General features: G+C 63.2%; 26 protein-coding genes. 12 read left to right on the top strand and 14 right to left on the bottom strand.

The window, feature by feature from the left end; translation table 11 throughout:
• Positions 1-79 precede the first annotated feature (79 nt).
• Positions 80-349 carry a 30S ribosomal protein S20 gene (rpsT, locus tag OU419_RS04845; protein ID WP_009617555.1) on the top strand — a complete coding sequence of 90 codons (270 nt, stop codon included), beginning with the start codon at positions 80-82 and terminating at the stop codon, positions 347-349.
• Between the two features lie 147 nt (positions 350-496).
• Here the strand turns inward: rpsT and OU419_RS04840 are convergent, their stop codons facing one another.
• The 5 genes from OU419_RS04840 to rplU form a co-directional block, all read right to left on the bottom strand.
• Positions 497-952, bottom strand: coding sequence for a CreA family protein (locus OU419_RS04840; RefSeq protein ID WP_254471123.1), 456 nt, complete (start codon positions 950-952; stop codon positions 497-499).
• A gap of 11 nt (positions 953-963) precedes the next feature.
• Positions 964-2,082, bottom strand: coding sequence for a glutamate 5-kinase (gene proB, locus OU419_RS04835; RefSeq protein ID WP_254471124.1), 1,119 nt, complete (start codon positions 2,080-2,082; stop codon positions 964-966).
• A gap of 61 nt (positions 2,083-2,143) precedes the next feature.
• On the bottom strand, positions 2,144-3,364 hold the full coding sequence (cgtA, locus tag OU419_RS04830) for an Obg family GTPase CgtA (RefSeq protein WP_254471125.1): 1,221 nt from the start codon (positions 3,362-3,364) through the stop codon (positions 2,144-2,146).
• Positions 3,365-3,520: 156 nt separating this feature from the next.
• A complete protein-coding gene (gene rpmA, locus OU419_RS04825; protein WP_009617551.1) occupies positions 3,521-3,778 on the bottom strand; it encodes a 50S ribosomal protein L27 in 258 nt (85 codons plus the stop codon).
• A gap of 40 nt (positions 3,779-3,818) precedes the next feature.
• On the bottom strand, positions 3,819-4,130 hold the full coding sequence (gene rplU, locus OU419_RS04820; protein WP_254471126.1) for a 50S ribosomal protein L21: 312 nt from the start codon (positions 4,128-4,130) through the stop codon (positions 3,819-3,821).
• Positions 4,131-4,371: 241 nt separating this feature from the next.
• Between rplU and OU419_RS04815 the strand changes: the two genes are divergently transcribed.
• Together OU419_RS04815 and OU419_RS04810 are read left to right on the top strand one after the other, a co-directional pair.
• Entirely contained in the window at positions 4,372-5,340 is a 969-nt protein-coding gene (locus OU419_RS04815) for a polyprenyl synthetase family protein (protein WP_254471127.1), read from the top strand.
• 172 nt (positions 5,341-5,512) lie between these two features.
• Positions 5,513-5,737 (top strand): PA4570 family protein, encoded by a 225-nt coding sequence (locus OU419_RS04810; protein WP_254471128.1) that lies wholly within the window; start codon positions 5,513-5,515, stop codon positions 5,735-5,737.
• A 131-nt stretch (positions 5,738-5,868) separates the two neighbouring features.
• On the opposite strand, the gene OU419_RS04805 is transcribed toward OU419_RS04810, so the two are convergent.
• From OU419_RS04805 to OU419_RS04780, 6 genes are all read right to left on the bottom strand, one after another.
• Positions 5,869-6,486 carry an FKBP-type peptidyl-prolyl cis-trans isomerase gene (locus OU419_RS04805; protein WP_254471129.1) on the bottom strand — a complete coding sequence of 206 codons (618 nt, stop codon included), beginning with the start codon at positions 6,484-6,486 and terminating at the stop codon, positions 5,869-5,871.
• Between the two features lie 71 nt (positions 6,487-6,557).
• Positions 6,558-6,854, bottom strand: a complete 297-nt coding sequence (locus OU419_RS04800) for a DUF6482 family protein (protein ID WP_254471130.1) — start codon at positions 6,852-6,854, stop codon at positions 6,558-6,560.
• 126 nt (positions 6,855-6,980) lie between these two features.
• Positions 6,981-7,475 carry a TIGR00645 family protein gene (locus tag OU419_RS04795; RefSeq protein WP_254471131.1) on the bottom strand — a complete coding sequence of 165 codons (495 nt, stop codon included), beginning with the start codon at positions 7,473-7,475 and terminating at the stop codon, positions 6,981-6,983.
• A 168-nt stretch (positions 7,476-7,643) separates the two neighbouring features.
• Positions 7,644-7,985, bottom strand: a complete 342-nt coding sequence (locus tag OU419_RS04790; RefSeq protein ID WP_254471132.1) for a PA4575 family protein — start codon at positions 7,983-7,985, stop codon at positions 7,644-7,646.
• 165 nt (positions 7,986-8,150) lie between these two features.
• Complete coding sequence (locus OU419_RS04785; RefSeq protein WP_254471133.1) at positions 8,151-10,628, bottom strand: Lon protease family protein; 2,478 nt, start codon at positions 10,626-10,628, stop codon at positions 8,151-8,153.
• A 95-nt stretch (positions 10,629-10,723) separates the two neighbouring features.
• Positions 10,724-11,047, bottom strand: a complete 324-nt coding sequence (locus tag OU419_RS04780) for a TraR/DksA family transcriptional regulator (protein ID WP_254471134.1) — start codon at positions 11,045-11,047, stop codon at positions 10,724-10,726.
• A 210-nt stretch (positions 11,048-11,257) separates the two neighbouring features.
• Here OU419_RS04780 and OU419_RS04775 point away from each other — a divergent pair, with 210 nt between their 5' ends.
• Together OU419_RS04775 and OU419_RS04770 are read left to right on the top strand one after the other, a co-directional pair.
• Positions 11,258-11,746, top strand: coding sequence for a DUF3015 domain-containing protein (locus OU419_RS04775; protein ID WP_254471135.1), 489 nt, complete (start codon positions 11,258-11,260; stop codon positions 11,744-11,746).
• A gap of 62 nt (positions 11,747-11,808) precedes the next feature.
• A complete protein-coding gene (locus OU419_RS04770) occupies positions 11,809-13,674 on the top strand; it encodes an Lnb N-terminal periplasmic domain-containing protein (RefSeq protein WP_254471136.1) in 1,866 nt (621 codons plus the stop codon).
• A gap of 13 nt (positions 13,675-13,687) precedes the next feature.
• Here the strand turns inward: OU419_RS04770 and rtcR are convergent, their stop codons facing one another.
• Positions 13,688-15,292, bottom strand: coding sequence for an RNA repair transcriptional activator RtcR (gene rtcR / locus OU419_RS04765; protein ID WP_254471137.1), 1,605 nt, complete (start codon positions 15,290-15,292; stop codon positions 13,688-13,690).
• 357 nt (positions 15,293-15,649) lie between these two features.
• Between rtcR and OU419_RS04760 the strand changes: the two genes are divergently transcribed.
• The 6 genes from OU419_RS04760 (at position 15,650) to OU419_RS04735 (ending at position 21,601) form a co-directional block, all read left to right on the top strand.
• On the top strand, positions 15,650-16,864 hold the full coding sequence (locus OU419_RS04760) for an RtcB family protein (protein WP_254471138.1): 1,215 nt from the start codon (positions 15,650-15,652) through the stop codon (positions 16,862-16,864).
• A gap of 9 nt (positions 16,865-16,873) precedes the next feature.
• Positions 16,874-17,452, top strand: a complete 579-nt coding sequence (locus tag OU419_RS04755; protein ID WP_254471139.1) for a hypothetical protein — start codon at positions 16,874-16,876, stop codon at positions 17,450-17,452.
• A 71-nt stretch (positions 17,453-17,523) separates the two neighbouring features.
• Positions 17,524-18,906, top strand: a complete 1,383-nt coding sequence (locus OU419_RS04750; protein ID WP_254471140.1) for a HEAT repeat domain-containing protein — start codon at positions 17,524-17,526, stop codon at positions 18,904-18,906.
• Positions 18,907-18,953: 47 nt separating this feature from the next.
• Complete coding sequence (gene rtcA, locus OU419_RS04745) at positions 18,954-19,979, top strand: RNA 3'-terminal phosphate cyclase (protein WP_254471141.1); 1,026 nt, start codon at positions 18,954-18,956, stop codon at positions 19,977-19,979.
• Positions 19,980-20,084: 105 nt separating this feature from the next.
• Entirely contained in the window at positions 20,085-20,444 is a 360-nt protein-coding gene (locus OU419_RS04740; RefSeq protein WP_254471142.1) for a hypothetical protein, read from the top strand.
• 125 nt (positions 20,445-20,569) lie between these two features.
• Entirely contained in the window at positions 20,570-21,601 is a 1,032-nt protein-coding gene (locus OU419_RS04735) for a cytochrome-c peroxidase (RefSeq protein WP_254471143.1), read from the top strand.
• Between the two features lie 149 nt (positions 21,602-21,750).
• Here the strand turns inward: OU419_RS04735 and gdhA are convergent, their stop codons facing one another.
• Positions 21,751-23,085 (bottom strand): NADP-specific glutamate dehydrogenase, encoded by a 1,335-nt coding sequence (gdhA, locus tag OU419_RS04730; protein ID WP_254471144.1) that lies wholly within the window; start codon positions 23,083-23,085, stop codon positions 21,751-21,753.
• 216 nt (positions 23,086-23,301) lie between these two features.
• On the opposite strand from gdhA, the gene OU419_RS04725 reads away from it, so the two are divergent.
• Positions 23,302-23,598, top strand: coding sequence for a hypothetical protein (locus OU419_RS04725; RefSeq protein WP_254471145.1), 297 nt, complete (start codon positions 23,302-23,304; stop codon positions 23,596-23,598).
• A gap of 65 nt (positions 23,599-23,663) precedes the next feature.
• Here the strand turns inward: OU419_RS04725 and ettA are convergent, their stop codons facing one another.
• The gene (ettA, locus tag OU419_RS04720) at positions 23,664-25,328 is read right to left on the bottom strand and encodes an energy-dependent translational throttle protein EttA (RefSeq protein ID WP_254471146.1); all 1,665 of its coding nucleotides are present in this window, start codon (positions 25,326-25,328) and stop codon (positions 23,664-23,666) included.
• Positions 25,329-25,683 lie beyond the last annotated feature (355 nt).

Raw genomic sequence — 25,683 nt, 5'->3', positions numbered from 1 at the left:
ACAAGCATCTGATGCAACGGCATTATTCGCGGCCTTAATTTATTCGCAACATCCCAAGTTTTTTTCGAGGAGCTCGACGGTGGCCAACACACCTTCCGCCAAAAAACGCGCCAAACAGGCTGAGAAGCGTCGCAGCCACAACGCCAGCCTGCGTTCCATGGTTCGTACCTACATCAAGAACGTAGTCAAAGCAGTCGACGCCAAGGACCTGCCGAAGGCCCAGGCCGCTCTGGTTGCCGCCGTTCCGGTCATCGACCGTATGGCCGACAAAGGCATCATCCACAAGAACAAGGCCGCTCGCCACAAGAGCCGCCTGAACGCCCACGTGAAGGCCCTGGCCACCGCGTAAGCGTTCCGTTCTTGAAAAACCGGCCCCAGGGCCGGTTTTTTATTGCCTGCAATTTACCCTTCGAATGAGTTATCCACAGACTCATCTTCTCTGCCGGTGAAAAACCTGCAGGCAAAAAGAAAGGGCGGTCACCCGCCCTTCTCCTTTCTACTTTTCAGGCCACGGCATGATCGGAATCGCCGTCACGGCATTCTGCGGACTACCCTCGATCACCCGATCGCTATAAACGAGGTAAACCAGCGCATTGCGCTTCTTGTCGAAGAAACGCACCACCTGCATGGTTTTGAACACCAGCGAAGTACGCTGCTGGAACACCACTTCGCCATCCTTCAACTCACCCGCGAAACGGATGGGCCCGACCTGACGACAGGAGATCGACGCCTCGGCGCGATCCTCCGCCAAGCCCAGACCACCTTTCACACCGCCGGTCTTGGCGCGGGACAGGTAGCAACTGACGCCTGCCACCTTCGGATCATCGAAGGCCTCGACGACGATCTTGTCGTTCGGCCCGACCCACTTGAACACGGTGGACACCTCGCCGATCACATCGGCCCGGGCCAGCGCCGGCAGCAGCATCAACGCCGCCATCCATCCCTTGCGCATGAACACTCTCCTCAGACGAGCACCAGGTTGTCGCGGTGCACTAGCTCCGGACCATCGACATAGCCCAGCAGGCCTTCGATGGCATCGGTCGGCTGACCAATGATCTTCTGCGCTTCCAGAGCACTGTAATTGGCCAAGCCGCGGGCGATTTCACGACCCTGCTGATCCACGCACACCACCATTTCGCCGCGACGGAAGCTGCCCTGCACGGCCTTCACGCCGACCGGCAGCAGACTCTTGTGATCCTGGGCAACCGCCTTCACCGCACCATCGTCCAGCACCAGGGTGCCACGCATCTGCAGATGCCCCGCCAGCCATTGCTTGCGGGCCGCCTTGCGGCTCTGCTCAGGGGTCAGCAACGTGCCGAGGCGCTCACCGGCGCGCAGGCGATCCAGCACACGCTCGATACGCCCACCGACAATCACCGTGTGCGCGCCGGAACGAGCAGCCAGGCGCGCCGCACGCAGCTTGGTCTGCATGCCGCCACGCCCCAACGCACCACCGGTGCCGCCAGCGACAGCATCCAGGGCTGGATCGTCGGCCCGAGCCTCGAAGATGAGCTCAGCATCGGGGTTGTGACGCGGGTCGGCATCGAACATGCCATCGCGGTCAGTGAGAATGACCAACAGATCAGCCTCGACCAGATTAGCCACCAGCGCCGCCAGGGTGTCGTTGTCACCGAAGCGGATCTCATCGGTGACAACAGTGTCGTTCTCATTGATCACCGGGATCACGCCGAGGTCGACCAGAGTGCGGAGCGTGTTGCGGCCATTGAGGTAGCGCTTGCGGTCGGACAGGTCGTCATGAGTCAGCAGCACCTGCGCGGTCTGCAAGCCGTGCACGCCGAAGCTGGATTCCCAGGCTTGCACCAGCCCCATCTGCCCCACCGCGGCAGCCGCTTGCAGCTCGTGCATGTCGCTAGGTCGGGACACCCACCCCAGGCGACTCATGCCCGCCGCAACAGCGCCCGAGGACACCAGAACCAGCTCGACGCCCGCGCAATGCAGCGCGACCATCTGCTCGACCCAAACCGCCATGGCGTCGCGATCCAGACCGCGACCATCGGCGGTCAACAACGCACTGCCAATCTTGACTACCCAGCGCTTGGCGCCAGTGACCTTCTCACGCATACCCTCAACCTTAGAAGTCAGGCTTCACACGTTTCATCCGGACCGACGGGCGCCGCTCCGATCAAGGTACGTAGAAGATTTCCGGCCCATCGCCGTCGTCTTCGTCATCCTCGAAATCATCGTCATCCACATCATCAGCATTCTTCAGGCCGGCGCGACGCAGGGCACGAGCATCGTCCAGCGCCTGCAGACGGGCGCGGGCCTCATCTTCGATGCGCTGATCCAGGGCCGCCAGGGCTTCGCCATAGGCCGGATCTTCTTCGATGCGCAGGGTGCGCTCGTCGAGGTATTTCATGATGTCCTGGCTCAGGGCCTCGGTGCCCTCGCGCTCCAGGGCAGAAATCACGTAGACCGGACCTTCCCAACCCAGGCGATCCACCACTTCTTGCTTGCGGCGCTCCTGCTCCTCGGGCTCGAGGATCTGGTCCATCTTGTTCAGCACCAGCCAGCGATCGCGCTCGGTCAGCGCCGGGCTGAATTTCTCCAGCTCGTGGACAATGGTTTCCGCGGCATCGGCCGGGTCACTCTCATCCAGCGGAGCCATGTCGACGATGTGCAGCAGCAGACGAGTACGCGCCAAGTGCTTGAGGAAGCGAATCCCCAGACCGGCGCCTTCGGCAGCCCCCTCGATCAGACCAGGAATGTCGGCGACCACGAAGCTCTTGAAGCGACCGACACTGACCACGCCCAAGTTCGGCACCAGAGTGGTGAAGGGATAGTCGGCGACCTTCGGCTTGGCGGCGGAAACTGCGCGAATGAAGGTGCTCTTGCCGGCATTCGGCAGCCCCAGCAGGCCGACATCAGCCAGAACCTTCAGCTCCAGCTTGAGGTCACGCGCCTCACCCGGCTTGCCCGGAGTGGTCTGGCGCGGAGCACGATTGGTACTGGACTTGAATCGGGTGTTACCCAGACCATGCCAGCCGCCCTGAGCGACCATCAGGCGCTGACCGGCAACGGTCAGGTCGCCGATGATTTCCTGGGTATTGGCATCGATCACAGTGGTGCCCACCGGCACAGGCAGGACGAGATCATCCCCCTTGGCACCGGTACAGTCCTTGCTGCCGCCATTTTCACCGCGCTGGGCGTCGAAGCGGCGGGTGTAGCGGTAGTCCACCAGAGTATTCAGGTTCTCGTCGGCCTCGAGGAACACCGAACCGCCGTCGCCACCGTCACCGCCGTTGGGACCGCCTTTCTCGATGAACTTCTCGCGGCGGAAGCTCATGAGGCCGTTGCCGCCGTCACCGGCTTTCACGTGGATGGATACTTCGTCGACGAATTTCATGAAGAACGCCTCCCGCCGGACCGGCGGGTTGAAAATAAGAAAAGGAGCATAGGATACAGCCAACGCCACGCCAACGCGCGCGCCAACACCTAGCCAGGAAACGCCAGAAACAAAAAAGCCCCGTCGCGAGACAGGGCTTTTTCAGTGAAATCTCGCTTAGGCAGCGACGACGCTTACATAGCGACGGCCAAAGGCGCCTTTCACTTCGAACTTGATCACGCCGTCGATTTTCGCGAACAGGGTGTGATCCTTGCCCATGCCAACGCCGTAGCCAGCGTGGAACTGGGTGCCGCGCTGACGCACGATGATGTTGCCTGCTTTTACAGCCTGGCTACCGAACAGCTTCACGCCAAGGCGTTTACTTTCGGAATCGCGGCCGTTGCGGGTACTACCGCCAGCTTTTTTGTGTGCCATGAGTCAATTCTCCTAAACAGGAAACAGGCCTAAAAGGAAATCAGGCCTGGATGCCGGTGATTTTGATTTCAGTGAACCACTGGCGGTGGCCCTGACGCTTCATGTGGTGCTTACGACGGCGGAACTTGATGATGCGCACTTTGTCGTGACGGCCGTGGGAAACCACTTCCGCGGTGACCTTGGCACCATCAACCACCGGCAGGCCGATCTTGACGTCGTCGCCATTGGCAACCAGCAGAACGCGGTCGAGGCTGATAGCTTCGCCGGTTGCTACGTCGAGCTTCTCGACCTTGAGGAATTCGCCTTCGGTGACTTTGTATTGCTTGCCACCGGTAACAATAACTGCGTACATCTGGATATCTCCGTTAGACCTGCTCACCCGACGCTTTATAGGAAGAGGAATCGGTCGGCATGGCTGCACGGGGCCGGAAAAGACGCCCATGCAATTGCGTAAGGCAGGGTATGCCAGGGAAGTTCGGGGCCGCGATTGTACGCAAACCCACCCCCCGGATCAAGCCTCCCGGGGCCTTGCCTTGACAGCCCTACCCCCGGCACCTAGCATGCCGCGCAATCTACGAGGAGCGCTGTCTTTAATGCAACCCCAGGCTTTCTATCGCGTGGTGGCGGACGACTTCACCGCCGTCGACGGCATCATCCGTCGCCAACTCACTTCCCGCGTTCCCCTGGTGGAAAAGATCGGCGACTACATCATCTCCGCCGGCGGCAAACGCCTGCGCCCTCTGCTGGTGCTGCTTTCGGGCAAGGCGCTGGGCTATTCGGGCGACGACCTGAAGCTGCTCGCAGCCACCATCGAGTTCCTGCATACCTCCACCCTGCTGCACGACGACGTGGTCGATGCCTCCGGCCTGCGCCGAGGTCGTGCCACCGCAAATGCGCAGTGGGGCAACGCGCCTAGCGTGCTGGTGGGCGACTTCCTTTATGCCCGCTCCTTCGAAATGATGGTGGAACTCGGCTCCATGCCGGTCATGCGCATCATATCCCAAGCCACCCGCGTGATCGCCGAAGGCGAAGTGCTGCAGCTTTCCAAGATTCGCGACGCCAGCACCACCGAAGAAACCTACATGGAAGTCATCCGCGGCAAGACCGCGATGCTCTTTGAGGCATCCACCCATAGCGCCGCCGCGCTGGCCAACGCCCAACCGGAGCAGGCCGAGGCGCTGCGTCTGTTCGGCGATGCCCTGGGCATTGCATTCCAGTTGGTCGATGACCTGCTCGACTACCGCGGCGACGCCACGACCCTGGGCAAGAACGTCGGTGACGACCTCGCCGAAGGCAAGCCTACCCTGCCGCTGATCGTCACCATGCGCGACGGCACCCCGGAGCAGGCCGCGCTGGTGCGCAAAGCCATCCAACAAGGCGGCAGCCAGGATCTGGAGGGAATCCGCGCAGCCGTCGAAGCCGCCGGCGCACTGGAGTACACCGCCAGGCTGGCGCGCGATTACGCCGCCCGCGCCGTGGAGCACCTCAAGGTTCTGCCGGACAGCGAACATCGCTCCGCGCTTATCGAACTGGCCGAATTTTCCGTCGCACGCACGCACTGACCCGGCCTCGACAGAAAAGCCCGCCCCGGTTCACCGCGGCGGGTTTTTTCATGCTCGTTCCGTTGACTCCGGACAACAGTTCGTCGGCTATGCAAGAAATTTTTCGATGAGGACTTGCTATCAAGACAATAAGAATTATTCTCATCAAAGGATTTGCACGGAGGAACTCGCCATGACCTACATGATCGATGCCTGGCTGGATCGCCCGCACCCTTACCTGCGCATCCTGCATCGGGATACCGGGGAAGTCTGCGCGGTACTTGAAGAAGATGCACTGGACGAGCTGCGCGAACAGGGCGGGCTGGAACTATCGGAGCTCTCCACCAGCGAGCCGGTGATACTGAAGGAACTGGTGCGCAATCTGTTCCTGTTCTGCTACGCCAGGGCGCTACGCTGAGGCCACTGGGCGGTGCCGGACGCGCCGCCGGTGCTCCGCTGCCCGGGAGGCGGATGCACAAAAGGGGCGCCGGAGCACCCCTTCTCCTGCGGAGCAGCCAGGGACGGCGCTCCGCAGCGAGTCTTCGGATATCAGAGGATGTCCAGCAGCTCGACATCGAAGACCAGCACGCTGTGCGGCGGAATACTGCCGACAGCCTGGCCACCGTAGGCCAGTTCACTTGGCACATGCAGGCGCCACTTGCTACCCGCGTTCATCAGTTGCAGTGCCTCGACCCAGCCGGCGATCACTCCACCCACCGGAAACTCGGCCGGCTGGCCACGCTCATAGGAGCTATCGAAGACAGTGCCGTTGACCAGGGTGCCGTGGTAGTGGGTGCGAACAGTGTCTTCGCGGGATGGCTTGGCGCCCTCGCCTGCTACCAGCACTTCGTACTGCAGGCCCGACGGCAATACGGTCACGCCTTCGCGCTTGGCGTTTTCCACCAGATACTCGCGACCAACGGCGGCGGCGGCTTCGGCTTTAGCCTGGGCTTCGGCCTGCATGCGCTCGCGGATGACCTGGAAGCTGGCAGACAGGGCCTCGCCCGGCACGCGGCTGTCAGCGCCGGCGTAGGCGTCGGACAGACCGGCCAGGATTGCATCGAGAGTCATGCCCGGAACCGGGTTCTCGCGCAACTGGTCGCCGAGCTGACGGCCGATGCCGTAGCTGACGCGGGCTTCGTCGGTGGAAAGATTGAGTTCGCTCATGGCGGCGCTCCGCTGGGGGTCGAAAAAAGGGCGGCCAGCCTAGCACAGAAGCTCCGTCATCCCCACCGACGCTAGTGCAGCGGGATCGGCACTCCATCGCCAATGTCGCGCTCATCCTGCATTCCGACCATCTCGTCATGCACCACCGCATGCACGAGATGGAACGGCACGGCAGGCAGCGCATGCAGCAGTTCGCGCGCATGTGCCACGGAGCGCACGCTCAGCACATGTCCCAGCACGTCCTGCACCGGGTAGTAGCGGTTTCCCATCCGCGCCTCCAACACATAGATATCGCCTTCCATCGATACCAGATTGATCTCGTCGATATCTCCGGCGAGGGAACGGTTGGTCAGTTCCTGCAGGTTCATGGGGCACCTCCGACGCGCACGGCCATGCGAGAAGTCTTGTACACCCCGCGGACACCGCAAGCCGGAAACGCAGCCGCCCGTCCGTTTTGCAACGGCCGGGCGGCAAGAGAAACGCCTGTGCGGGGCTCAATGGTCGTGGCGGGTAGCCTTGTCCAGATAGCCCATCGCGAACGCGGAGAGGACAAAGGTGAGGTGGATGATCACGTACCACATCAACTTGTTGTCATCGACATTCTTGGCGTCCATGAAGATACGCAGAAGATGGATCGAGGAGATCGCCACGATGGAGGCGGCCACCTTGTTTTTCAGCGAACTGGCGTCCATCTTGCCGAGCCAACTGAGCTTTTCCTTGCTTTCGTCGATGTCCAACTGGGACACGAAATTCTCGTAACCGGAGAACATCACCATCACCAACAATCCACCGACCAGCGCCATGTCGATCAACGACAGGAGCACAAGGATCAGCTCCGCCTCGGCAATCGAGAAGATGCTTGGCAGAATGTGAAAGATTTCCTGGAAGAACTTGATGGTCAGGGCCAGCAGGGCCAGCGACAGGCCGATATAGATCGGCGCCAGCAGCCAGCGGGCGGCATACAGGGAGTTTTCGACGAAACGTTCCATGGCACTCGCGGGGGGATTGGTCGGGAGGGCGGCAGTATAGCCGAACGAAATTGCCGAGTTATCCCGGATTTCTGTGGATAAATATGTGGGCTACCACGGGATCAAGCGGACATAGCCAAGCGCCACAGGGCTTCCCGCGGGATGCTCAGCACTTGCCCAGATTCCGCGTCAGGATTCGGGACGGAACTGGCAATCACCGATATGACGGTTGCGTTCGCCGTTCAGGCGACGCAATTCGGCTTGCAGGTGCAATTGCCAGATCGGCGGATCGGACGCCTCGACGTAGCCCTGCTGGGCCAGACAATCACAGATCGCATCGAGCACGCCCTCAGCGACAAAAGGCCCGAAGAACGGGCCTTGCGCCTTGATGGCGGTGGGCTGCGCGCCGGCCATGCCGGCTGCGCACAACAACGTCCAGAGTCCATTCTCTCCGGCCAGCGGCCTGATCGCGCATTCGATTCGCGTGGTCAGCCCCAGACAGGGGCGGATAAGGCAGAGGTTACGCGGCATGGCGGCACCCTCGCGGTGGTCCTGAGTTCGAGACTACACCCAGGTTCCGACACGCGAAAGCGCCGTTTTATCCACGCAGGCTGTGGAAAAACATGTGGACTGCGCGTGGGAAGGAGCCCCAGAGCGCCGCCCCACGCGGCGCGGCGAGGAGTGATCAGGATCCGCTCAGTCGGCATCCTTCTTCTTGCGCGCCCGCTCCTTCTCCGTGGCGGCCTTCTCTAGCTTGGCCTTGACGACGGCATCCTTGACCGGCTTTTCCTTCTCGTCCTCGTCCATACCCAACTCGGATATCTCCTTCAGGCGCTCGACCACGCGGGCATTGACGCTGCCTTTCGGGAAGTTGCCCTTGGCATCCGGCGCCCCGGCCGGCTCACCGACCAGCAGCCCCAGGGCCTCGTCGACATGGCGAACCGCGTACACATGGAACTGCCCATTGCGCACAGCCTGCAGCACGCGCTCGTCGAGCATCAGCGTGGCAACGTTGGCGCGCGGGATGATCACACCCTGCTCACCGGTCAGGCCGCGCGCTTCGCACAGGCGGAAGAAGCCTTCGATCTTCTCGTTGACACCACCGACCGCCTGCACCTCGCCGAACTGGTTAATCGAGCCGGTAATCGCAAAGCACTGCCGCAGCGGCGTGCGGGACAGCGCAGAGATCAGCGTGCACACCTCGCCCAGCGAGGCACTGTCGCCGTCCACGTAACCGTAGGACTGCTCCAGCGCGATGCTGGCGGAGATTTCCAGCGGGAACTCCTGCGCATAGCGGCTGCCGAGGTAGCCGGTCAGGATCATCACACCCTTGGAGTGGATCGACTGGCCGAGGCTCACCTCGCGCTCGATATCGACGATGCCGCTGCCACCCGGATAGACCGTGGCCGAGATTCGCGCCGGCACGCCAAACGCCGAGTCCCCAACCTCCAGCACCGTAAGGCCGTTGCACTTGCCCACGGCGGCGCCTTCGGTATCGATCAGGATGATACCGGCGAGCATGTCGTCGAGAATGCGACCGGACACCCGCCCGGTGCGAGTCTCCTTGGCCTTCAGCGCGCGCTCGATGTGTCCGAGGTCGGTTACCGCCTCGTTGGCCAGTTGGCGGATGAAGTCCGCCTCGCTGACCAGTTGGAACAGATCGCTGATGCGCGCAGACAGGCGCCCCTGGTGCTCGGCCAGGCGCGCGCTGTAGGTCGCGAGACGTGCCACGGCGGCGCTGGTCAGCGGCGCCAGCCCTTCTTCGGATGTGCGCGTTTTCAGCAACTGGGCGAACTGCTCCAGGCTGTCCTCGCCCAGCGGAATGTCTTCGTCGAAGTCCACCAGGACACGGAACATCTCCTGGAAGTCCGGGTCAAGGTCCTGCAGCGTGTAATAGATCTGCCGCGAACCGATGATGACCACCTTGATATTCAGCGGGATCACCTGCGGCGTCAGGCTCATGGCGGCGAGGCGGCCCAGTTCGGCCAGCGGCGATTCCATCTTCAACTGGCGCGAGTGCAGCGCGCGCTTGAGAGCGTCCCAGACGAACGGCTCGCTGAGCAGCTTCTCCGCCTCAAGCACCAGGAAGCCACCGTTGGCCCGATGCAGGGCGCCCGGACGCAACTGGCGGTAGCTGGTGTACAGCGCGCCCTGATCGGAAGCGTACTCGATGCGGCCGAAGAGGTTGTCATAGGTCGGATGCGACTCGAAGATCACCGGCGCGCCGCTGGTGGCGTGGTGGCCGATCACCTGGTTGGGTGCGTACTGCTCCTGCAACCCCTGTTTGCGCTGTGGATCGGTGCGATCCGAGTCCACCAACTGGTCAACCACGGTTTTCAGCAGGTTCAACTGCATCGCCTGCAAATAGGCGCTGACACCGGAGTTGTTGTTGTACTTCTCCACCAGCGGCGCCAGCAGCGGCTGCAACGCCAGGGTGATGGTCTCTTCGTTGAGCTGGCGCAACTGATTACTGGACTCGCGCTTCCACTGGGGCAGGCTTGCCAGCTCCTCGTTGAGCTGCTCTTCCAGCTCGGCGATATCGGCGTGGAAGCGCTCGCGTTCGGTTTCAGGCAGTTGGGCGAACTCCGCCTCGTCCAGCGCCTTGCCGTCCTTCATCGGCGTAAAGGCAATGTTCGAACTGTCGCGGTACAGCGCCACTTCCTTCTCCAGCGCCAGCCGCTCGACGGTATCCAGGGCCTTGTCGTAGCGCTGGTTGAAGGCGCGATCGATGGCGCTCTTCTTCTGCTGGTAGGCGGGGTTCTCGAAGACCGACGGGAAGGTGGAAAGCAAGTTCTCGATCAGATGATCGAGATCCGTGCCGAAATCCGCCGCGCTGCCCGGCGGCAACTCGATGGCGCGGGGCTCGCGGGACTCATCGAAGTTATTGACGTAGACCCAGTCCGCCGGAGTGGGCAGGCGCTTGCCTTCTGCCTTCAGGTAGCGCTGCACGAACGAGAAGCGGCCAGTGCCCGATTCGCCCATGACGAACACGTTGTAGCCCGGACGCGGCATCGCCACGCCGAACTGCAGCGCTTCCACGGCGCGCTCCTGGCCGAGCACGCCAAGGAACGGTTCCAGTTCGTCAGTGGTGGAGAAGGGAAACTGTTCGGGGGAGAAGGGGCGGGTCAGTTCATCGGGTGCGAGGCGCAGGCCTGCAGCAACGGAATCGGGCATCGGAAGTCCTTGCTTCGGGCGGCGCGAGGCCGCGGAGAGTTGTCCGCATTCTCGCGCTGCCCGCGCGCCACTGGCAAGGCAGTATTGGTGACAGTTCAGCCCACCTCGCCGGCGCAGCGGAGGCAGTTTTCGGCCGCAGGCAGCGCATGCAGCCGGCGCTCCTCGATCGGCTCGCCGCAACGGGCGCACAGGCCGTAGCTGCCGTCGGCCAGGCGCAGCCGGGCCAACCCGACAAGACGCATGCCCGCTTCCGCTTCGGCCAGCAGGGCGCGCAGCACATCGTCGTTCTGTCGCTGCTGGGCCTGTTCGGCAAAATCCGGAGAATGGCTGCGGCCGAGATCCCGACGAATCGCCTCGGCACGCTTGGAATACTCCGCCGCCAGTTGGTCCAGGGCCGGACGGGGATCGAATTCGGTCATGACAACCTCCTCGCAAAGGGAACTGAATCAAGTGTGGCCGGTTCCAAAGCAACCGCCGCTGATACCGATCAATAACCTGCCGGCGGCCTCGACCCGCCGCACAGAGCGGCACGACTTGCCTTGACACCCACGAGTCATTCCTAAAAGCTGCAAGCGGCGCTGTTTGCTGTCAGCCAACTCCGACTTGTACTTAAGAAAGAGAGAGAAAAAATGAAAAGGATTCTGCTCGGTACCCTCCTCGCCACCGCTTCCCTCAGCGCAATGGCCGACGCTCCCGGTAGCGATGGCTGCGGTTGGGGCAACATGCTCTTCAAGGGCCAGCGTGGCACCGCCACCCACGTTCTCGCCGCCACCACCAACGGCACCAGCGGCAACAACACCTTCGGCATGACCACCGGCACCAATGGCTGCCACACCAACGGCGCCCTGACCTACGGCGGCAAGCCGATGATCGTGCTGAGCAGCATGATGGACGAACTGTCCGAAGACATGGCCAAAGGCAACGGCGAAGCACTGACCACCTACGCCGTAGTCCTGGGTGTGGCGCCGCAGGACCGCGCCCACTTCGCAGAAGTCGCCCACCAGCACTTCGCGCAGATCTTCACCAAGTCCAACGTCACCGCCGAGGACGTCTATGCCAATACCCAGGCTGTCCTGAAGCAGGATGCCACCCTGGCCAAGTACGCCGAACAGGCCTGACGGCCGCACGGGAGCCCGCCACCCCGGCGGGCTCACCCCTCCCCATCCAATAAGCCTTCTTCATGCTCAAACGCCTGTTGCCCTGGATGGCGCTGTGCGCCTGCTCTCCTCTGCTCGCTGCGGCCAATATCCCCCATGAACGTCTGCAGGCACTGGCCGACGAACCTTACTGGCTCGCCCTGGGCCACTACGAACACGCCAGACTGGGCGGATGGCGCAGCTTCGTGGACGATCCGAAGTTCTTCCTCGCCGCCGACGGCGCCGAGCATCCCGCCGCCGAACTGGCCGCGACCCTGAAGGCGCTCTACGCGCCAGCGGAACTCGGCGACAGGCACGCCCAGTGCGTCTACCCGGCGCGCACCCGCTGGCTCCGCCGGCAACTGCAGCTCGACGACCTGCCACAGGTGGCATGCCAGGAGTACCGGACGTGGTACGAAGACATCAACCCGCACAGCGCGGTACTGGTGTTCCCGGCAGCATACCTGAACAGCCCGTCCTCAATGTTCGGCCACACCCTGCTGCGTATCGACCAGGCCGATGTCGACTCCGACAACACTGCCCTGCTGAGCTACGCCCTGAACTTCGGCGCGTACATCGAAGGCATGGACAACAGCATCCTCTACGCCTGGAAGGGCCTGATGGGCGGCTACCCCGGCCTGTTCGCCCTGGTGCCGTACCGCGAGAAGCTGTCCGAGTACAGCCGCCTTGAAAACCGCGACCTATGGGAATACCGGCTCAATCTCACCCCGGAAGAAACCGGGCGCATGGTGGAGCACGTCTGGGAACTGAAGCAGGTTCGCTTCAAGTACTACTTCTTCGACGAGAACTGCTCGTTCCGTCTGCTGGAGTTGCTGGAAATCGCCCGGCCCGGCACCGAACTCACCGATCACTTCCCGCTCACCGCCATTCCCACCGACACGGTGCGCGCAGTGAAGAACGCCGGGATGATCGACCGTATCGACTACCGCCCGTCCCGCGAGCGCGAACTGCTCGCCCGCGGCACGCCGCTGAGCCACGAGGAAAAGCATCTGGCCCGCAGCCTGGCGGATGACGACAGCCTGCTCGACAGCCCCGAATTCAAGGCGCTGCCCGCCGAACGCCAGGCACTGGTGCAAGACACCGCCTTCCGCCTGGTGCGCTACCGCGCCACCGGCCAGGACCGCGACACTGCCGTCGCCTCGCGCAGCTACAACCTGCTGCGTGCGATCAACCGTAATCCGCCGCCGGCGCTCGACGTAGAGCGCCCCGGCCAACCCGAGGACGGCCACGAATCGCGCACCTGGCAGATCGGCGCCGGCAGCCGCGACGGCGAGGCGTTCGCCCAGTATGGCCTGCGCATGGCCTACCACGACCTCAACGACAACCAGTATGGCTTCCCCCTCGGCGCGCAGATCGAAATCGGCCAGATGAAGCTGCGGCAATACGAGGGAAACCGCTGGCAATTGCAACAGTTCGACCTCGTCACCATCCGCTCGATGACACCACGCAACGAGTTGCTGCAACCCTTGTCGTGGCAGGTTTCCGGCGGCTGGGAGCGCGTACCCGGCAAGAACAGTGACGATGATCACGACACCCTGGTCGGTCATCTCAACGGCGGCGCAGGGGGTAGCTGGAAGCTCACCGACGAGTTGCAGGCCTACGCCCTGGGTACCGCGCGAATCGAGAACAACCAGGACTTCGCCGCCACCATCGCCCCGGCGATGGGCTTCGATACCGGCCTGCTGTGGAGCAACCCGCTGGGCAACCTGAGTCTCGAAGGCAAGGGCGACTACTTCCACAATGGCGAGGTACGCCGCACCCTGAGCTTCGGCCAACAGGTGGAACTGAGCCGCAACCTCGGCCTGCGCCTTTCGGCCCAGCGCGAGTTCAGCCACGAAGCCAGCCCGCGCAACGAAGTGATGCTGGAGCTGCGCTGGTACCACTACTGAGGCGCGCCGCGCCTCAACTCTTCAGCGCCGCCCAGTCCAGCCCGAAGCGCGCCAGGTACTTGCGCAAACGGTCGGCATCGTTGGGGTTCTGCTTCTCCTGGCGTGACGCCGCAAACAACTGGCGTCCGGCGTCGGACAGGCTGCGCGCCTGCCGGCAAATGGAGATCACCGCCTCCAGTTGCAGACGATCGAACAGGTCCAGCGCCTCGGCGCCCTCGCCCAGCAGGCGCTCCACTTCGCCTTCTGGCTGCGCCGCGCCCCAGGAGCGACGCAGCCGGCCGATCTCCTCCTCCACCAGCGCCTCGTCGATACGCCCGCTGTCGGCCAGGGTCGCCATGCGCGTGATGGACGCCGACAGCTCGCGGAAATTGCCATTCCACAGCGCCTGCGCCGAATTGGCGAAATCCAGGTAGCGCGTCCGCGCCTCCCGGTTGAAGCGTACCAGACGCCCCTGTTCGCGGGCGTGGCGCTCCAGTTCGAAGTCGATGTTCGGCTCGATGTCCTCGCGGCGCCCAGCCAGCCCCGGCAGGTCGAAAGTCCAGAGATTGATGCGGGCGAAAAGGTCCTCGCGGAACAGTCCGTCGACGACCCGTTCGCGCAGATCGCGGTGAGTACCGGCGATCAGTTGGAAATCGCTGCCCACCTCACGGTCCGAACCCAGCGGAAAGAAGCGCTTTTCCTCGATAGCCTTCAGCAGCATGGCCTGCTCGTCCAGGCCCAGTTCACCAATCTCGTCGAGGAACAGCATGCCGCCATCCGCCGCACGCAACAGCCCCTCGCGAGCACTCTGCGCACCGGTGAAGGCACCCTTGATATGACCGAACAATGCTGACATCGCGCCGTCGCCACGCAGGGTCGCGCAGTTCACCTCGACGAAACGTCCCTGGAACTGGTGCCGTGCCCGCTTGAGTTCATACACGCGACGGGCGAGGAACGACTTGCCCGCGCCGGTCGGGCCGATCAGCAGCATCGGCGCACGGGAGCGTCCAGCGACTCGTTCGATCTGCTCGATGGAGCGGTTGAAATCGGCATTGCGCGTGGCGATGCCGGACTTGAGGAAAGCCAGGCTTTCCTCCTGCTCACGCCGGAAGCGCGTGGCGATGCGGTCGTAGCGCGACAGATCGAGATCGATCAGCGTCACCGTTCCTTCCGGCTGCCGCGCCTCGTCCTTGCGCCGCGACGGCGAGGTCTGCACCAGCCTTGCCGGCAGGTAGCGCGCTTCGGTCAGGAGGAACCAGCAGATCTGCGCAACGTGGGTCCCGGTGGTGATGTGTACCAGGTAATCCTCGTGCTCGGTATCGAAGGCATATCCGCCGACAAAATCGTGCAGCGTGCCGTAGACCTCCTCGAAATCCCACGGATTGCGCAGCGACATGGGCTGCAGCCGAACCTCGGTCTCAGGAGAAACGTGCCGCACATCGGCGGCAATACGCTCGGCCAGGCTGACATCCCGCGCATCCAGGCCGTGGATCAGCTCCAGGCGATCGATCAGCAGGTCCTGCTGCTGGCACAGCCCAACCGTGGGCCGCCATTTCTGCCAGCGCGACGCGCCCTTGCCGACGCGATCCAGCGTAGAGCCGAGAAACCCGATAGCGACAGTCTTGCGTCCTGCTGGCATGAAGTCACCCTCTATCCATTTAGATAAAATCTTATCCATTAATATCTATAAATGGACAGGAAAAGTCCTCCTGGAAATTCGAATACTTTGCCTGAATATAAATTTAATCTTTAAAAATCAAATATTTAATAAAAAGTAAGGTTACCGGAATCAAAACTGGCACGTCGCCTGCTCTATCTCCAGGAATTCTTGGCATTGCGGTGGCGAATACCGGTGGAACTACAGATCGGCAAAGTTGCGGGTTCAACTCCCGCCGGCTCTCTGGGGCCGTAGCTCAAAGGAATGGAGCGCGCCGCCTGTTTCACCACGACTCGTCGCCACGCAGGGCCAGCGACACAGGAAAAAAGAGAGATGAACATGAAAACCTTCCAACTGCTGGAAGTCGCCAACGGCAAACCCATCAAGCTTTGGACCCAGGGCGTACCAGTTGAAGAGGACGCCAAGCAGCAACTGATGAACACCGCGAAGATGCCCTTCATCTACAAGCACCTGGCCGTAATGCCGGACGTGCACCTGGGCAAGGGCTCGACCATCGGCAGCGTGATTCCCACCAGGGGGGCCATCATCCCGGCCGCCGTGGGCGTGGATATCGGCTGCGGGATGATCGCCGCGCGCACCTCGCTGGTGGCCTCGGACTTGCCCGACAACCTCCACGGCCTGCGCACCGCCATCGAAAAGGCCGTGCCTCACGGCAAGACCTTCGGCCGCCGCGACCAGGGCGCCTGGGAAGACGTGCCCGAGCACGCCGACGACGCGTGGCGGGCATTGGCCGGCCGCTTCAAGGTGATTACCGACAAGCACCCGAAACTGGAGAAGACCAACAACCGCAAGCACCTGGGAACTCTAGGCACCGGCAACCACTTCATCGAAGTCTGCCTCGACGAAGCCAACCGCGTCTGGTTCATGCTGCACAGCGGATCGCGCGGTGTGGGTAACGCCATCGGCAACCTGTTCATCGAACTGGCCCAGGCCGATATGCGCCAGCACATCGCCAACCTTCCGGACCGCGACCTGGCCTACTTCGAAGAGGGCAGCCAGCACTTCGACGACTACGTGGAAGCCGTGGGCTGGGCCCAGGACTTCGCCCGGCAGAACCGCGAACTGATGATGCGTGCGGTGATCGCCGCCGCACGGCAAGTCATCCGCAAGCCGTTCGAGGCAAGCCTGGAAGCGGTGAACTGTCACCACAACTACGTGCAGAAGGAACGCCACTTCGGTGAAGAGGTACTAGTGACCCGCAAGGGTGCGGTGTCCGCGCAGAAGGGCCAGCTCGGCATCATTCCGGGATCGATGGGAGCCAAGAGCTTCATCGTCCGCGGCCTGGGAAACGAAGAAGCGTTCTGCTCGTGCAGCCACGGCGCCGGCCGGACGATGAGCCGTACCAAGGCGAAGAAGCTGTTCAGCGTCGAGGACCAGGTGCGCGCCACCGCCCACGTCGAATGCCGCAAGGACAAGGACGTGATCGACGAGATTCCGATGGCCTACAAGAACATCGATGCCGTGATGGATGCCCAGCGCGAGCTGGTTGAAGTACTGCATACCCTGCGCCAGGTGGTATGCGTGAAAGGATGAGGTAAGGACATGCTGCAACCCTTGGAAAACCAGCGCATGCAGGAGCTGCGCAGCCGCCTGGAACAGGAACGCTGTGTCTTCGACTTCCGCGTGCTGACACTCGACCCGACCGCCACGCCCGGCGAAGCAGAACATCGCCTGGCGTTGCAGATGCTGTTCGAATCCATCCAGGAACGTGCGCGCAAGTGGCAGGCGGACGTCATCGCCCGCTACCCGCAATACGCCACCCATAAATGGGCGGACCTGACACCCGACCTGGCCCGGGCCCGCCCGCAGGCACTCGATATCGAGGCGGTGCGCGAGCTGGGCCGCGACGACGGCCCGCTGTGCCGCGCCTTCCGCAACCCGCCCTACGGCACCCAGCTGCAGATCGCGGATTTCCGCGAATGGGTGCAGGCGCTGCGGCTGTATCCGGACGAAGGCCTGCAGGTGCTCGACTGGGTCGGCAATGGCGGTGTCGAACCGCATCGCAGCAACTGGAGCTGCTATTTCGACGACGGCAAGGAATGGTGGGGTATCTGGTGCCTCACCCTGTACAACCCGCGACGACGAACATTGTCCGCGCTGGCCGCCAGCGCGACGGACTGACAACAGACGTCGCCAAGAACAAAGGACTGTGGATGCGCGCCCGCCCATTGAGCGCGCACAGAGAGGGAGATATGAAACAACTCAAACACTGGCTGGAGCGCAGGCGCTCGCCAGACAACCCCACGGACGAGACGACGCAAGCCCTGCGCAACTGGCTGGGCCAGCAGCGCTCCTGCTATGGCGTCAACGAAGCACTGAGCGTGCTGGCGAACGCCACCCCTGAAACGGACTGGCCGGGCTGGAGCCGCAGCTACAACGGATATGTCCGTGAACTGGCCGTGCGCATGCTGGCCCGTCGGCGGTCCGCGGAGGCGCTCGGCATACTGCTCACCCGCGCCAACGACTGGGTGCCGGGCATACGCGAACAGGCTCTGCAAGGCATCGAAGGCTACCTGGCCGATGAGCAGGTTTCGCTGGTCCTGCAGAACTTGCCGCAGTTACTCGCGCTGAGCCGTCAGCAACGTGGCGATCATCGCTTCCTGCTGCAAAAAGTGCAGTCATTGCTGGCCAAACCGGAGCATGCCGCGGAGGTCAAGGCAGCCTGGTTCGGCTTGCGCGGCCAGGCCTCGCACCTGCTTTTCAGCGTACTGGCGGAGGGCGATGGCTCCGCAGCGCTGCTGGAGCAGGCGCTGCGCCATCCCGACCCGGTGGTGCGCACACTGGCAGTGGATGCTGCCCGAAAGCAGCCGCTCGCGCCCCGGCAGGCGCTGCTGCACACGGCCATGACCAATGCTTCGACGACCGTGCGCGGCAAGGCGCTCAGGCTCCTCATGAAAGAACCGATGCCGCCTCTCGAGGCACTTGAATGCGGGCTGCTGGATAGTTCGGCGAGCGTGCGCTCAATCGCGCTCTGGCATGCGCTACGCGAAGGAGTCGAACCGGCACAGGTGCTGCTGCAAAGCACATCCGGGACAATGCCGACGACCACCTCCCGATGGCTGGGAGTGCTGGGCCTGAGTGCAGCCCTTGGCAAGCCGGTGCCGACGGCCTGGCTCGAAGTCGCATTGCGTTCGGCCAACACGCGGACCCGACTGGCGGCCATCGCCCAGTTGGAGGGCGGAGCGCTACCGGCCTTCATCGAACAGTTGGAGCACGCCTCGCCCAAGGTATTCCGCGGCGCCCTCGAACGGCTGCGCAAACTCTCCTGGCAGAGCCTACAGGGGCCGATCGGCCATTACCTGGATCAACACTGGCGGGAGCTGGATGAGACTCGCCGCGAAGCGATCTTCGACCTACTGGCGTATTGGCAACGCCTCGCCTACCTGCTACGGCAGATCGACGACGCACCCGACTCGACCTACTGGATGAAAGCACTGCGCTCATGGAGCTATCAGCGCTACGCAGGCCAGGACCCACTGACACCGCGTGACGAGCGGCAAGCGCTGGCAGAACGAATCCGCCAACTGGTCGCGACCGGTCAACTGCCCAAAGGTAGCCTGACCTGCATTGATTGAACTCGCCGCCTCGGGCCGGCTGAGCGAGCACACAAGGACTACACAAGATGAACAAGCACCTGATCGAACTCGACGGCGCCGACGGCGGCGGGCAGATACTGCGCAGCGCACTGAGCCTATCGATGATCACCGGCAAGCCGCTGCGCATCGTCAACATCCGAGGCCGCCGTTCGCGGCCGGGGCTGTTGCGCCAGCATCTGACCGCCGTGCGGGCGGCGGCGGAAATCTGTGGCGCGGCGGTCGAAGGTATGGAGCTTGGATCGCGCAGCCTGGCCTTCGACCCCGGCGCCATTCGCGGCGGCGACTACCGCTTTGCCATCGGCAGCGCGGGTAGCGCCGTACTGGTAATGCAGACACTGCTGCCAGCACTGCTGTTCGCCGACGGGCCGAGCAGCCTGGCGATCAGCGGCGGCACCCACAATCCGCTGGCACCGCCGGCAGAATTCATCGAGCGCAGTTGGCTGCCGCTATTGCGGCGCATGGGCGGGAAGGTGGATTTCGAGGTGTTGCGCCACGGTTTCATGCCGGCTGGCGGCGGTGAGCTGCTGGTGCGACTGGAGCCCGGTGCGTTGCTGCCGCTGCATCTGCCGGATGCCGGTACAGAACGTTCACGCTCGGCTCGTGCGTTGCTGGCCGCCATTCCCGGTCACGTAGCGGACCGCGAGCTGGAGCGGGTTGGACGGCACACCGGCTGGCATGCCGCCTCCAGACAGGTCGTGCGCCTGCCGGAAGACCAGGGGCCGGGCAACGCCCTGCTGCTGGAAATCGAATGCGAGCGGCTGACCGCCGTATTCTGCGCCTTCGGACAGTCCGGGGTGAGCGCCGAGCGAGTCGCCGGCCAGGCGTTGCGCCATGCCGAAAACTGGCGCGGGAGCGGCACCAGCGTCGAGGAACATCTCGCAGACCAACTGTTGCTGCCCATGTCCCTCGCCGGCGGCGGAAGCTTCAGCACGCCGCTGCTGAGCGATCACCTGCTGAGCAATCGCGCAGTCATCGAGGCCTTCCTGCCGGTACGCATCGATTGCCAGAAGCGCTCCGAGGGTGGGCAACACATCACAATCACAGCGGCTTGACGCTTTCCTCACACCGAGACGGATAGATTGCCGCCACGTCACCGCCCGGTGGCGTGGTTCAATCATCCGGCGCGTGTGCCCGCCCTTCGGCACACGGGAGTCCTCATGGCGCCTCGCGCCATCTGCATACTGATTCTGTTCGCGGCGCTGGCCGGCTGCGAAACCACCCACCAGACACTTATCGCCCAAGGCTATCCGCCCGCTTACGCCGACGGCTTCGACGACGGCTGTGGCAGTGGCCGGCAGGCCGCCGGCGCCATCACCGGGGAGTTTCGCAAGAACGTGTCGCGCTATCTGGACGACCGCCAATACACCCTCGGCTGGGACGACGGGTTCCAGCAATGCCAGACCCAGTACGTCAGCCGGGAACGCCAACGCTACGACGAGCAGCGCAACAGCGACCGTGACCGCGACTGGGAACAACAGAAGGACCGAGCGCTCAGTCGCGCCCTTCGCGGCGACTGAAGCTGCGGCAAAGGCCCGCACCAGACACGTCCCGCATACTTGACCCCAATCAAGCCAGCCCTTCGCTAGCTGGCCTCTCCTTGAACTCAGAGAAGAAGACCAACAGCCTGAGAAAGGAGAACACCATGCAGCCCATGAAACTGGCCCTGGGCAGTCTGATGCTGGCAGTCAGCACCGCCGCCGCCAATGCTCACGCCGACGCGTTGCGCGACCAGGCCAACAGCATCTTCAAACCTATTCCGGAACAAGCCAGCGAGACGCTCGACGCCAAGCAGGTGGAATTGGGTCGGCAGCTGTTCTTCGAACCACGCCTGTCCTCCAGCCATGTGATCAGTTGCAATACCTGCCACAACATCGGTACCGGCGGTGCCGACAACGTCCCCGCCTCCAGCGGCCACGCGTGGCAGAAAGGTGCGCGCAACTCGCCTACGGTGTTCAACGCGGTATTCAACGTCGCACAGTTCTGGGATGGCCGCGCCAAGGACCTGGCGGAACAGGCCAAGGGGCCGGTGCAGAACCCTGTTGAAATGCACAACACGCCGAAGAACGTCGAGGCCACGCTCGCCAGCATGCCCGAGTACGTAACCGCCTTCGAGCAAGCCTTCCCTGCCGACAAGAAGCCGGTCAGCTTCGACAATATGGCGCGCGCTCTGCAGGCGTTCGAATCGACCCTGATCACCCCCGACTCGCGCTTCGACCTGTACCTGAAAGGTGACGACAAGGCACTCGACGCCAAGGAGAAGAAGGGCCTGCAAACCTTCATGAGCGCCGGCTGCATCAGTTGCCACAACGGCGTGAACCTCGGCGGCCAGGCGTATTTCCCATTCGGCCTGGTGAAGAAGCCCGACGGCAAGATCCTCCCCACCGGCGACAAGGGCCGCTTCGAGGTGACCAAGACGCAGAACGACGAATACGTGTTCCGTGCAGCTCCGCTGCGCAACATTGCGCTGACCGCTCCGTACTTCCACAGCGGACAGGTATGGGACCTGGAGGAAGCGGTGACGATCATGGGTTCCGCGCAGCTTGGCAAGCAGCTCAACACCGAAGAAGTCGGCGATATCGTCGCCTTCCTCAAGACCGTCACCGGCAAGCAGCCCAAGGTGGAGTACCCATTGCTGCCACCGAGCACGGCGACCACGCCACGGCCGATGGAATGAGGCACGCCCGAGGCGCGCGCAGCACAGGACTTTGCCTGCGATAACGGTGCCGGACCAACAGCCGGCCCGCTGACTGGCCTCGGCACGGCGCGCATTGAGCAGAAAGAAAAACGGGCCCACCGGGCCCGTTTTTCATGCGGCAGGCGAGGTCAGACCACGCCCTGAGCCAGCATCGCGTCGGCGACTTTGACGAAGCCGGCAATGTTGGCGCCCTTCACATAGTTGATCCGGCCATTCTCCTCGCCGTAGGCGACGCAGGCATGGTGGATGTTCTGCATGATGCCGTGCAGGCGCTGGTCCACTTCACCGGCGGTCCACAGCAGGCGCATGGCGTTCTGACTCATTTCCAGACCGCTGGTGGCGACGCCACCGGCATTGGAAGCCTTGCCCGGAGCATAGAGGATGCCGGCGTCGAGGAAGATATCCACAGCCTCAAGGGTCGACGGCATGTTCGCGCCTTCAGCCACGCACACACAGCCGTTGGCCAGGAGCGTGCGGGCGTCGTTGGCGTCCAGCTCGTTCTGGGTGGCGCAGGGCAGCGCGATGTCACAGGCGAGCGCCCAGGGACGCTGGCCTGCGAGGAAGCGCAGGCCGGGGCCGGCGATCTCGCTGAGACGGCCGCGGCGGACGTTCTTCAGCTCCATCACCTCTTCCCACTGCTCCAGGGTCAGGCCGCCCTCGGCGAACAGCGTACCCTCGGAATCCGACAGCGAGATGACCTTGCCACCGAGTTCCATGACCTTCTGCGCCGCATACTGAGCCACGTTGCCGGAACCGGAGATGGCCACGCGCTGGCCGTCGAAGCCGCTTTCGCGGGCCTTGAGCATCTCCTGGGCGAAGTACACGCAGCCATAGCCGGTGGCCTCCGGGCGGATCAGGCTGCCGCCGTAGGACATGCCCTTGCCGGTCAGCACCGAGGTGAACTCGTTGGACAGGCGCTTGTACTGGCCGAACAGGTAGCCGATCTCCCGGGCGCCCACGCCGATGTCACCGGCCGGAACGTCGATATCCGCACCGACATGGCGGTACAGCTCACTCATGAACGACTGGCAGAAACGCATGACCTCCGCGTCGCTCTTGCCCTTGGGATCGAAGTCCGAACCACCCTTGCCACCGCCCATCGGCAGCGAGGTCAGGGAGTTCTTGAAAACCTGTTCGAAGGCCAGGAACTTGAGCACGCCCAGGTTCACCGACGGATGGAAGCGCAGGCCGCCCTTGTACGGGCCGATGGCGCTGCTCATCTGTACGCGGAAGCCGCGGTTGACTCGCACCCGCCCGGCATCGTCAACCCACGGCACGCGGAACAGGATCGCGCGTTCAGGCTCGACGATGCGCTCGACGATACCCGCCTGCAGGTATTGAGGGTTGGCTTCGAGGAAGGGCCAGAGGGAACGCAGCACCTCTTCCACCGCCTGGTGGAACTCGGGCTGGTCGGGATCGCGCCGCTTGAGGCGCTCAAGGAATGAGTCAACGGATTGCATCATGTCTACACCGGTACTTTTCTGGTTATGTAATGCTTTTTGCCGGCAGACTCTAACAATCCGCGCCGCACTCAGATAGTGCAGCGTGACGCTTTTATGAATCTTTATGGTGCAAATATATAAAGTTCACCATTGCCGCCCGGGCAGAAAACCAGATTTTTGTATACAAAATCAATACCTGATCGCACCCACTCCATTCGTCATTCCAGGATGATCCCGATGCGCCTTCGCACCGCCATACTCCTCGCCGCCCTTTCCTGCGGCGTCACCCTGCCCACTCAGGCAGCCATGAAACTCGGTAACTTCACCGATTCCGGCGCGCTGCTGGTGGCAGATACATTCGACAGCGAAGTTATCCACAAATCGAGGTTCAGCAGCGACGACCTGCAGCGCATGACGCAACAACTGGAGCAGCAGCAACGAACGCTGCAGGAGCAGGCGCGACAAATCGACTCACTCAAGCGCCAGTTGGAAGATCAGAGCCGCGCCCTGGACGATCTCAAGCGCAGTCGCTGAGCAGGCACGAGCGGACCAAGAAACGAAAACGGGGCCCGAAGGCCCCGTTTTCAAGCAGAAGCGGCTTACGCCAGCTTCTTGTAGCGCACGCGGTGTGGCTGCGAGGCAGCATCGCCCAGTCGCTTCTTGCGGTCTGCTTCGAACTCGGTGTAGTTACCTTCGAAGAAGGTCACCTTACCATCGTCCTCGTAGGAGAGGATGTGGGTGGCGATGCGGTCCAGGAACCAGCGATCGTGGGAAATCACGATGGCGGCACCCGGGAAGTCCAGCAGCGCTTCTTCCAGCGCACGCAGGGTTTCCACATCGAGGTCGTTGGACGGTTCGTCGAGCAGCAGCACGTTGCCGCCCTGCTTCAGGGTAAGGGCCAGGTGCAGGCGGCCACGTTCACCACCGGACAGATCCTTGACGAACTTCTGCTGATCGCCGCCCTTGAAGTTGAAGCGACCGACATAGCTGCGCGACGGAACTTCGTAGTTGCCGATCTTGATCTGCTCGAAGCCGTCGGAAACCTGCTCCCAGACGGTCTTGGAGCCATCCAGGCTGTCGCGGCTCTGGTCGACGCTGGCGATCTGCACGGTTTCACCGATCTCGATGGTTCCCGAGTCCGGTTGTTCCTTGCCGGTCAGCATGCGGAACAGGGTGGATTTACCTGCGCCGTTGCCGCCGATCACGCCGACGATGGCGCCTTTGGGAATGCTCAGCGACAGGTTGTCGATCAGCACGCGATCGCCGTAGCCCTTGCTGACGTTGTGCAGCTCGATGACCTTGTCGCCCAGGCGCGGACCGGCCGGGATGTAGATCTCGTTGGTCTCGCTGCGCTTCTGGAATTCCTGCGACTGCAGTTCCTCGAAGCGCTGCAGACGAGCCTTGGACTTGGCCTGGCGGCCCTTGGCGCCCTGGCGAACCCACTCCAGCTCGGCCTTCATGGCCTTGGCGTGGGAGGCTTCCTGCTTGGCTTCCTGGGCGAGGCGGTTGGCCTTGGATTCCAGCCAGCCGGAGTAGTTGCCTTCGAACGGGATGCCGTGGCCACGGTCCAGTTCGAGGATCCAGCCGGCGACGTTGTCGAGGAAGTAGCGGTCGTGGGTGATCGCTACCACTGTGCCCGGGAAGTCGTGGAGGAAGTGCTCCAGCCAGGCGACGGAGTCGGCGTCCAGGTGGTTGGTCGGTTCGTCCAGCAGCAGCATGTCCGGGGCGGACAGCAGCAGGCGGCACAGTGCGACGCGGCGCTTCTCACCACCGGAGAGGTGCTCGATCCTGGCGTCCCACGGCGGCAGGCGCAGGGCGTCGGCGGCGACTTCCAGCTGGCGCTCCAGGTTGTGTCCGTCGGACGCCTGGAGGATGGCCTCGAGCTTGGCCTGCTCGGCGGCCAGGGCATCGAAATCGGCGTCCGGTTCGGCGTAGGCGGCGTAGACCTCGTCCAGGCGAGCCTGGGCGGCCTTGATCTGGCCGACCGCCTCTTCGACGATCTCGCGCACGGTGGCTTGCGGATCGAGTTTCGGCTCCTGCGGCAGATAGCCGACATTGATGCCCGGCATCGGGCGGGCTTCGCCTTCGATCTCGGTGTCGACGCCGGCCATGATGCGCAGCAGGGTGGATTTACCCGCGCCGTTCAGGCCCAGCACGCCGATCTTGGCGCCCGGGAAAAACGACAGGGAGATGTCCTTGAGGATTTCACGCTTGGGCGGCACTACCTTGCCGACCCGATGCATGGTGTAGACGTATTGAGCCATGGATACCTGACTTCTGGGATGAAAAGTGATCGGGATGGCCACAACTGACTGTGGCAGTGCCGGCGCTGCTGGCCGGGTTGGCGGGCTGCCCCCGCCACCGGGCGCGAATGACCTTTTCGGGGCCTTCGCGCGGATACTGGCGCGGTCGTTTCACCCGCGCGCGTGCGGCAAAACTACCGGAATGCCCCCGGAAGGGCAAACAACGCTCGTCGGGCGTACTGGCACATCGCCGCACTTCCGGGCATCCTAACGGCGCCGAATCCAGCCGTATCGCCCCAGGTAACAGGTCTTTGTCTACAACTCCCCGCCCTTCTCCGGACTCCCTGGCCAGGCCTGGCCGCGTGGCGACCCGGAC

Origin of the sequence: Pseudomonas triclosanedens (assembly GCF_026686735.1) — a bacterium.
GTDB lineage: Bacteria > Pseudomonadota > Gammaproteobacteria > Pseudomonadales > Pseudomonadaceae > Pseudomonas > Pseudomonas triclosanedens.
Note: the sequence above shows the minus strand (reverse complement) of the source record. Positions and strands in the feature narration are given on the sequence as shown.

Bases quoted from the DNA above. Each gene is read 5' to 3' on its own strand.
- OU419_RS04840 (WP_254471123.1), bottom strand. From the start codon at position 952: ATGCGCAAGGGATGGATGGCGGCGTTGATGCTGCTGCCGGCGCTGGCC.
- proB (WP_254471124.1), bottom strand. From the start codon at position 2,082: ATGCGTGAGAAGGTCACTGGCGCCAAGCGCTGGGTAGTCAAGATTGGC.
- cgtA (WP_254471125.1), bottom strand. From the start codon at position 3,364: ATGAAATTCGTCGACGAAGTATCCATCCACGTGAAAGCCGGTGACGGC.
- rpmA (WP_009617551.1), bottom strand. From the start codon at position 3,778: ATGGCACACAAAAAAGCTGGCGGTAGTACCCGCAACGGCCGCGATTCC.
- rplU (WP_254471126.1), bottom strand. From the start codon at position 4,130: ATGTACGCAGTTATTGTTACCGGTGGCAAGCAATACAAAGTCACCGAA.
- OU419_RS04815 (WP_254471127.1), top strand. From the start codon at position 4,372: ATGCAACCCCAGGCTTTCTATCGCGTGGTGGCGGACGACTTCACCGCC.
- OU419_RS04810 (WP_254471128.1), top strand. From the start codon at position 5,513: ATGACCTACATGATCGATGCCTGGCTGGATCGCCCGCACCCTTACCTG.
- OU419_RS04805 (WP_254471129.1), bottom strand. From the start codon at position 6,486: ATGAGCGAACTCAATCTTTCCACCGACGAAGCCCGCGTCAGCTACGGC.
- OU419_RS04800 (WP_254471130.1), bottom strand. From the start codon at position 6,854: ATGAACCTGCAGGAACTGACCAACCGTTCCCTCGCCGGAGATATCGAC.
- OU419_RS04795 (WP_254471131.1), bottom strand. From the start codon at position 7,475: ATGGAACGTTTCGTCGAAAACTCCCTGTATGCCGCCCGCTGGCTGCTG.
- OU419_RS04790 (WP_254471132.1), bottom strand. From the start codon at position 7,985: ATGCCGCGTAACCTCTGCCTTATCCGCCCCTGTCTGGGGCTGACCACG.
- OU419_RS04785 (WP_254471133.1), bottom strand. From the start codon at position 10,628: ATGCCCGATTCCGTTGCTGCAGGCCTGCGCCTCGCACCCGATGAACTG.
- OU419_RS04780 (WP_254471134.1), bottom strand. From the start codon at position 11,047: ATGACCGAATTCGATCCCCGTCCGGCCCTGGACCAACTGGCGGCGGAG.
- OU419_RS04775 (WP_254471135.1), top strand. From the start codon at position 11,258: ATGAAAAGGATTCTGCTCGGTACCCTCCTCGCCACCGCTTCCCTCAGC.
- OU419_RS04770 (WP_254471136.1), top strand. From the start codon at position 11,809: ATGCTCAAACGCCTGTTGCCCTGGATGGCGCTGTGCGCCTGCTCTCCT.
- rtcR (WP_254471137.1), bottom strand. From the start codon at position 15,292: ATGCCAGCAGGACGCAAGACTGTCGCTATCGGGTTTCTCGGCTCTACG.
- OU419_RS04760 (WP_254471138.1), top strand. From the start codon at position 15,650: ATGAAAACCTTCCAACTGCTGGAAGTCGCCAACGGCAAACCCATCAAG.
- OU419_RS04755 (WP_254471139.1), top strand. From the start codon at position 16,874: ATGCTGCAACCCTTGGAAAACCAGCGCATGCAGGAGCTGCGCAGCCGC.
- OU419_RS04750 (WP_254471140.1), top strand. From the start codon at position 17,524: ATGAAACAACTCAAACACTGGCTGGAGCGCAGGCGCTCGCCAGACAAC.
- rtcA (WP_254471141.1), top strand. From the start codon at position 18,954: ATGAACAAGCACCTGATCGAACTCGACGGCGCCGACGGCGGCGGGCAG.
- OU419_RS04740 (WP_254471142.1), top strand. From the start codon at position 20,085: ATGGCGCCTCGCGCCATCTGCATACTGATTCTGTTCGCGGCGCTGGCC.
- OU419_RS04735 (WP_254471143.1), top strand. From the start codon at position 20,570: ATGCAGCCCATGAAACTGGCCCTGGGCAGTCTGATGCTGGCAGTCAGC.
- gdhA (WP_254471144.1), bottom strand. From the start codon at position 23,085: ATGATGCAATCCGTTGACTCATTCCTTGAGCGCCTCAAGCGGCGCGAT.
- OU419_RS04725 (WP_254471145.1), top strand. From the start codon at position 23,302: ATGCGCCTTCGCACCGCCATACTCCTCGCCGCCCTTTCCTGCGGCGTC.
- ettA (WP_254471146.1), bottom strand. From the start codon at position 25,328: ATGGCTCAATACGTCTACACCATGCATCGGGTCGGCAAGGTAGTGCCG.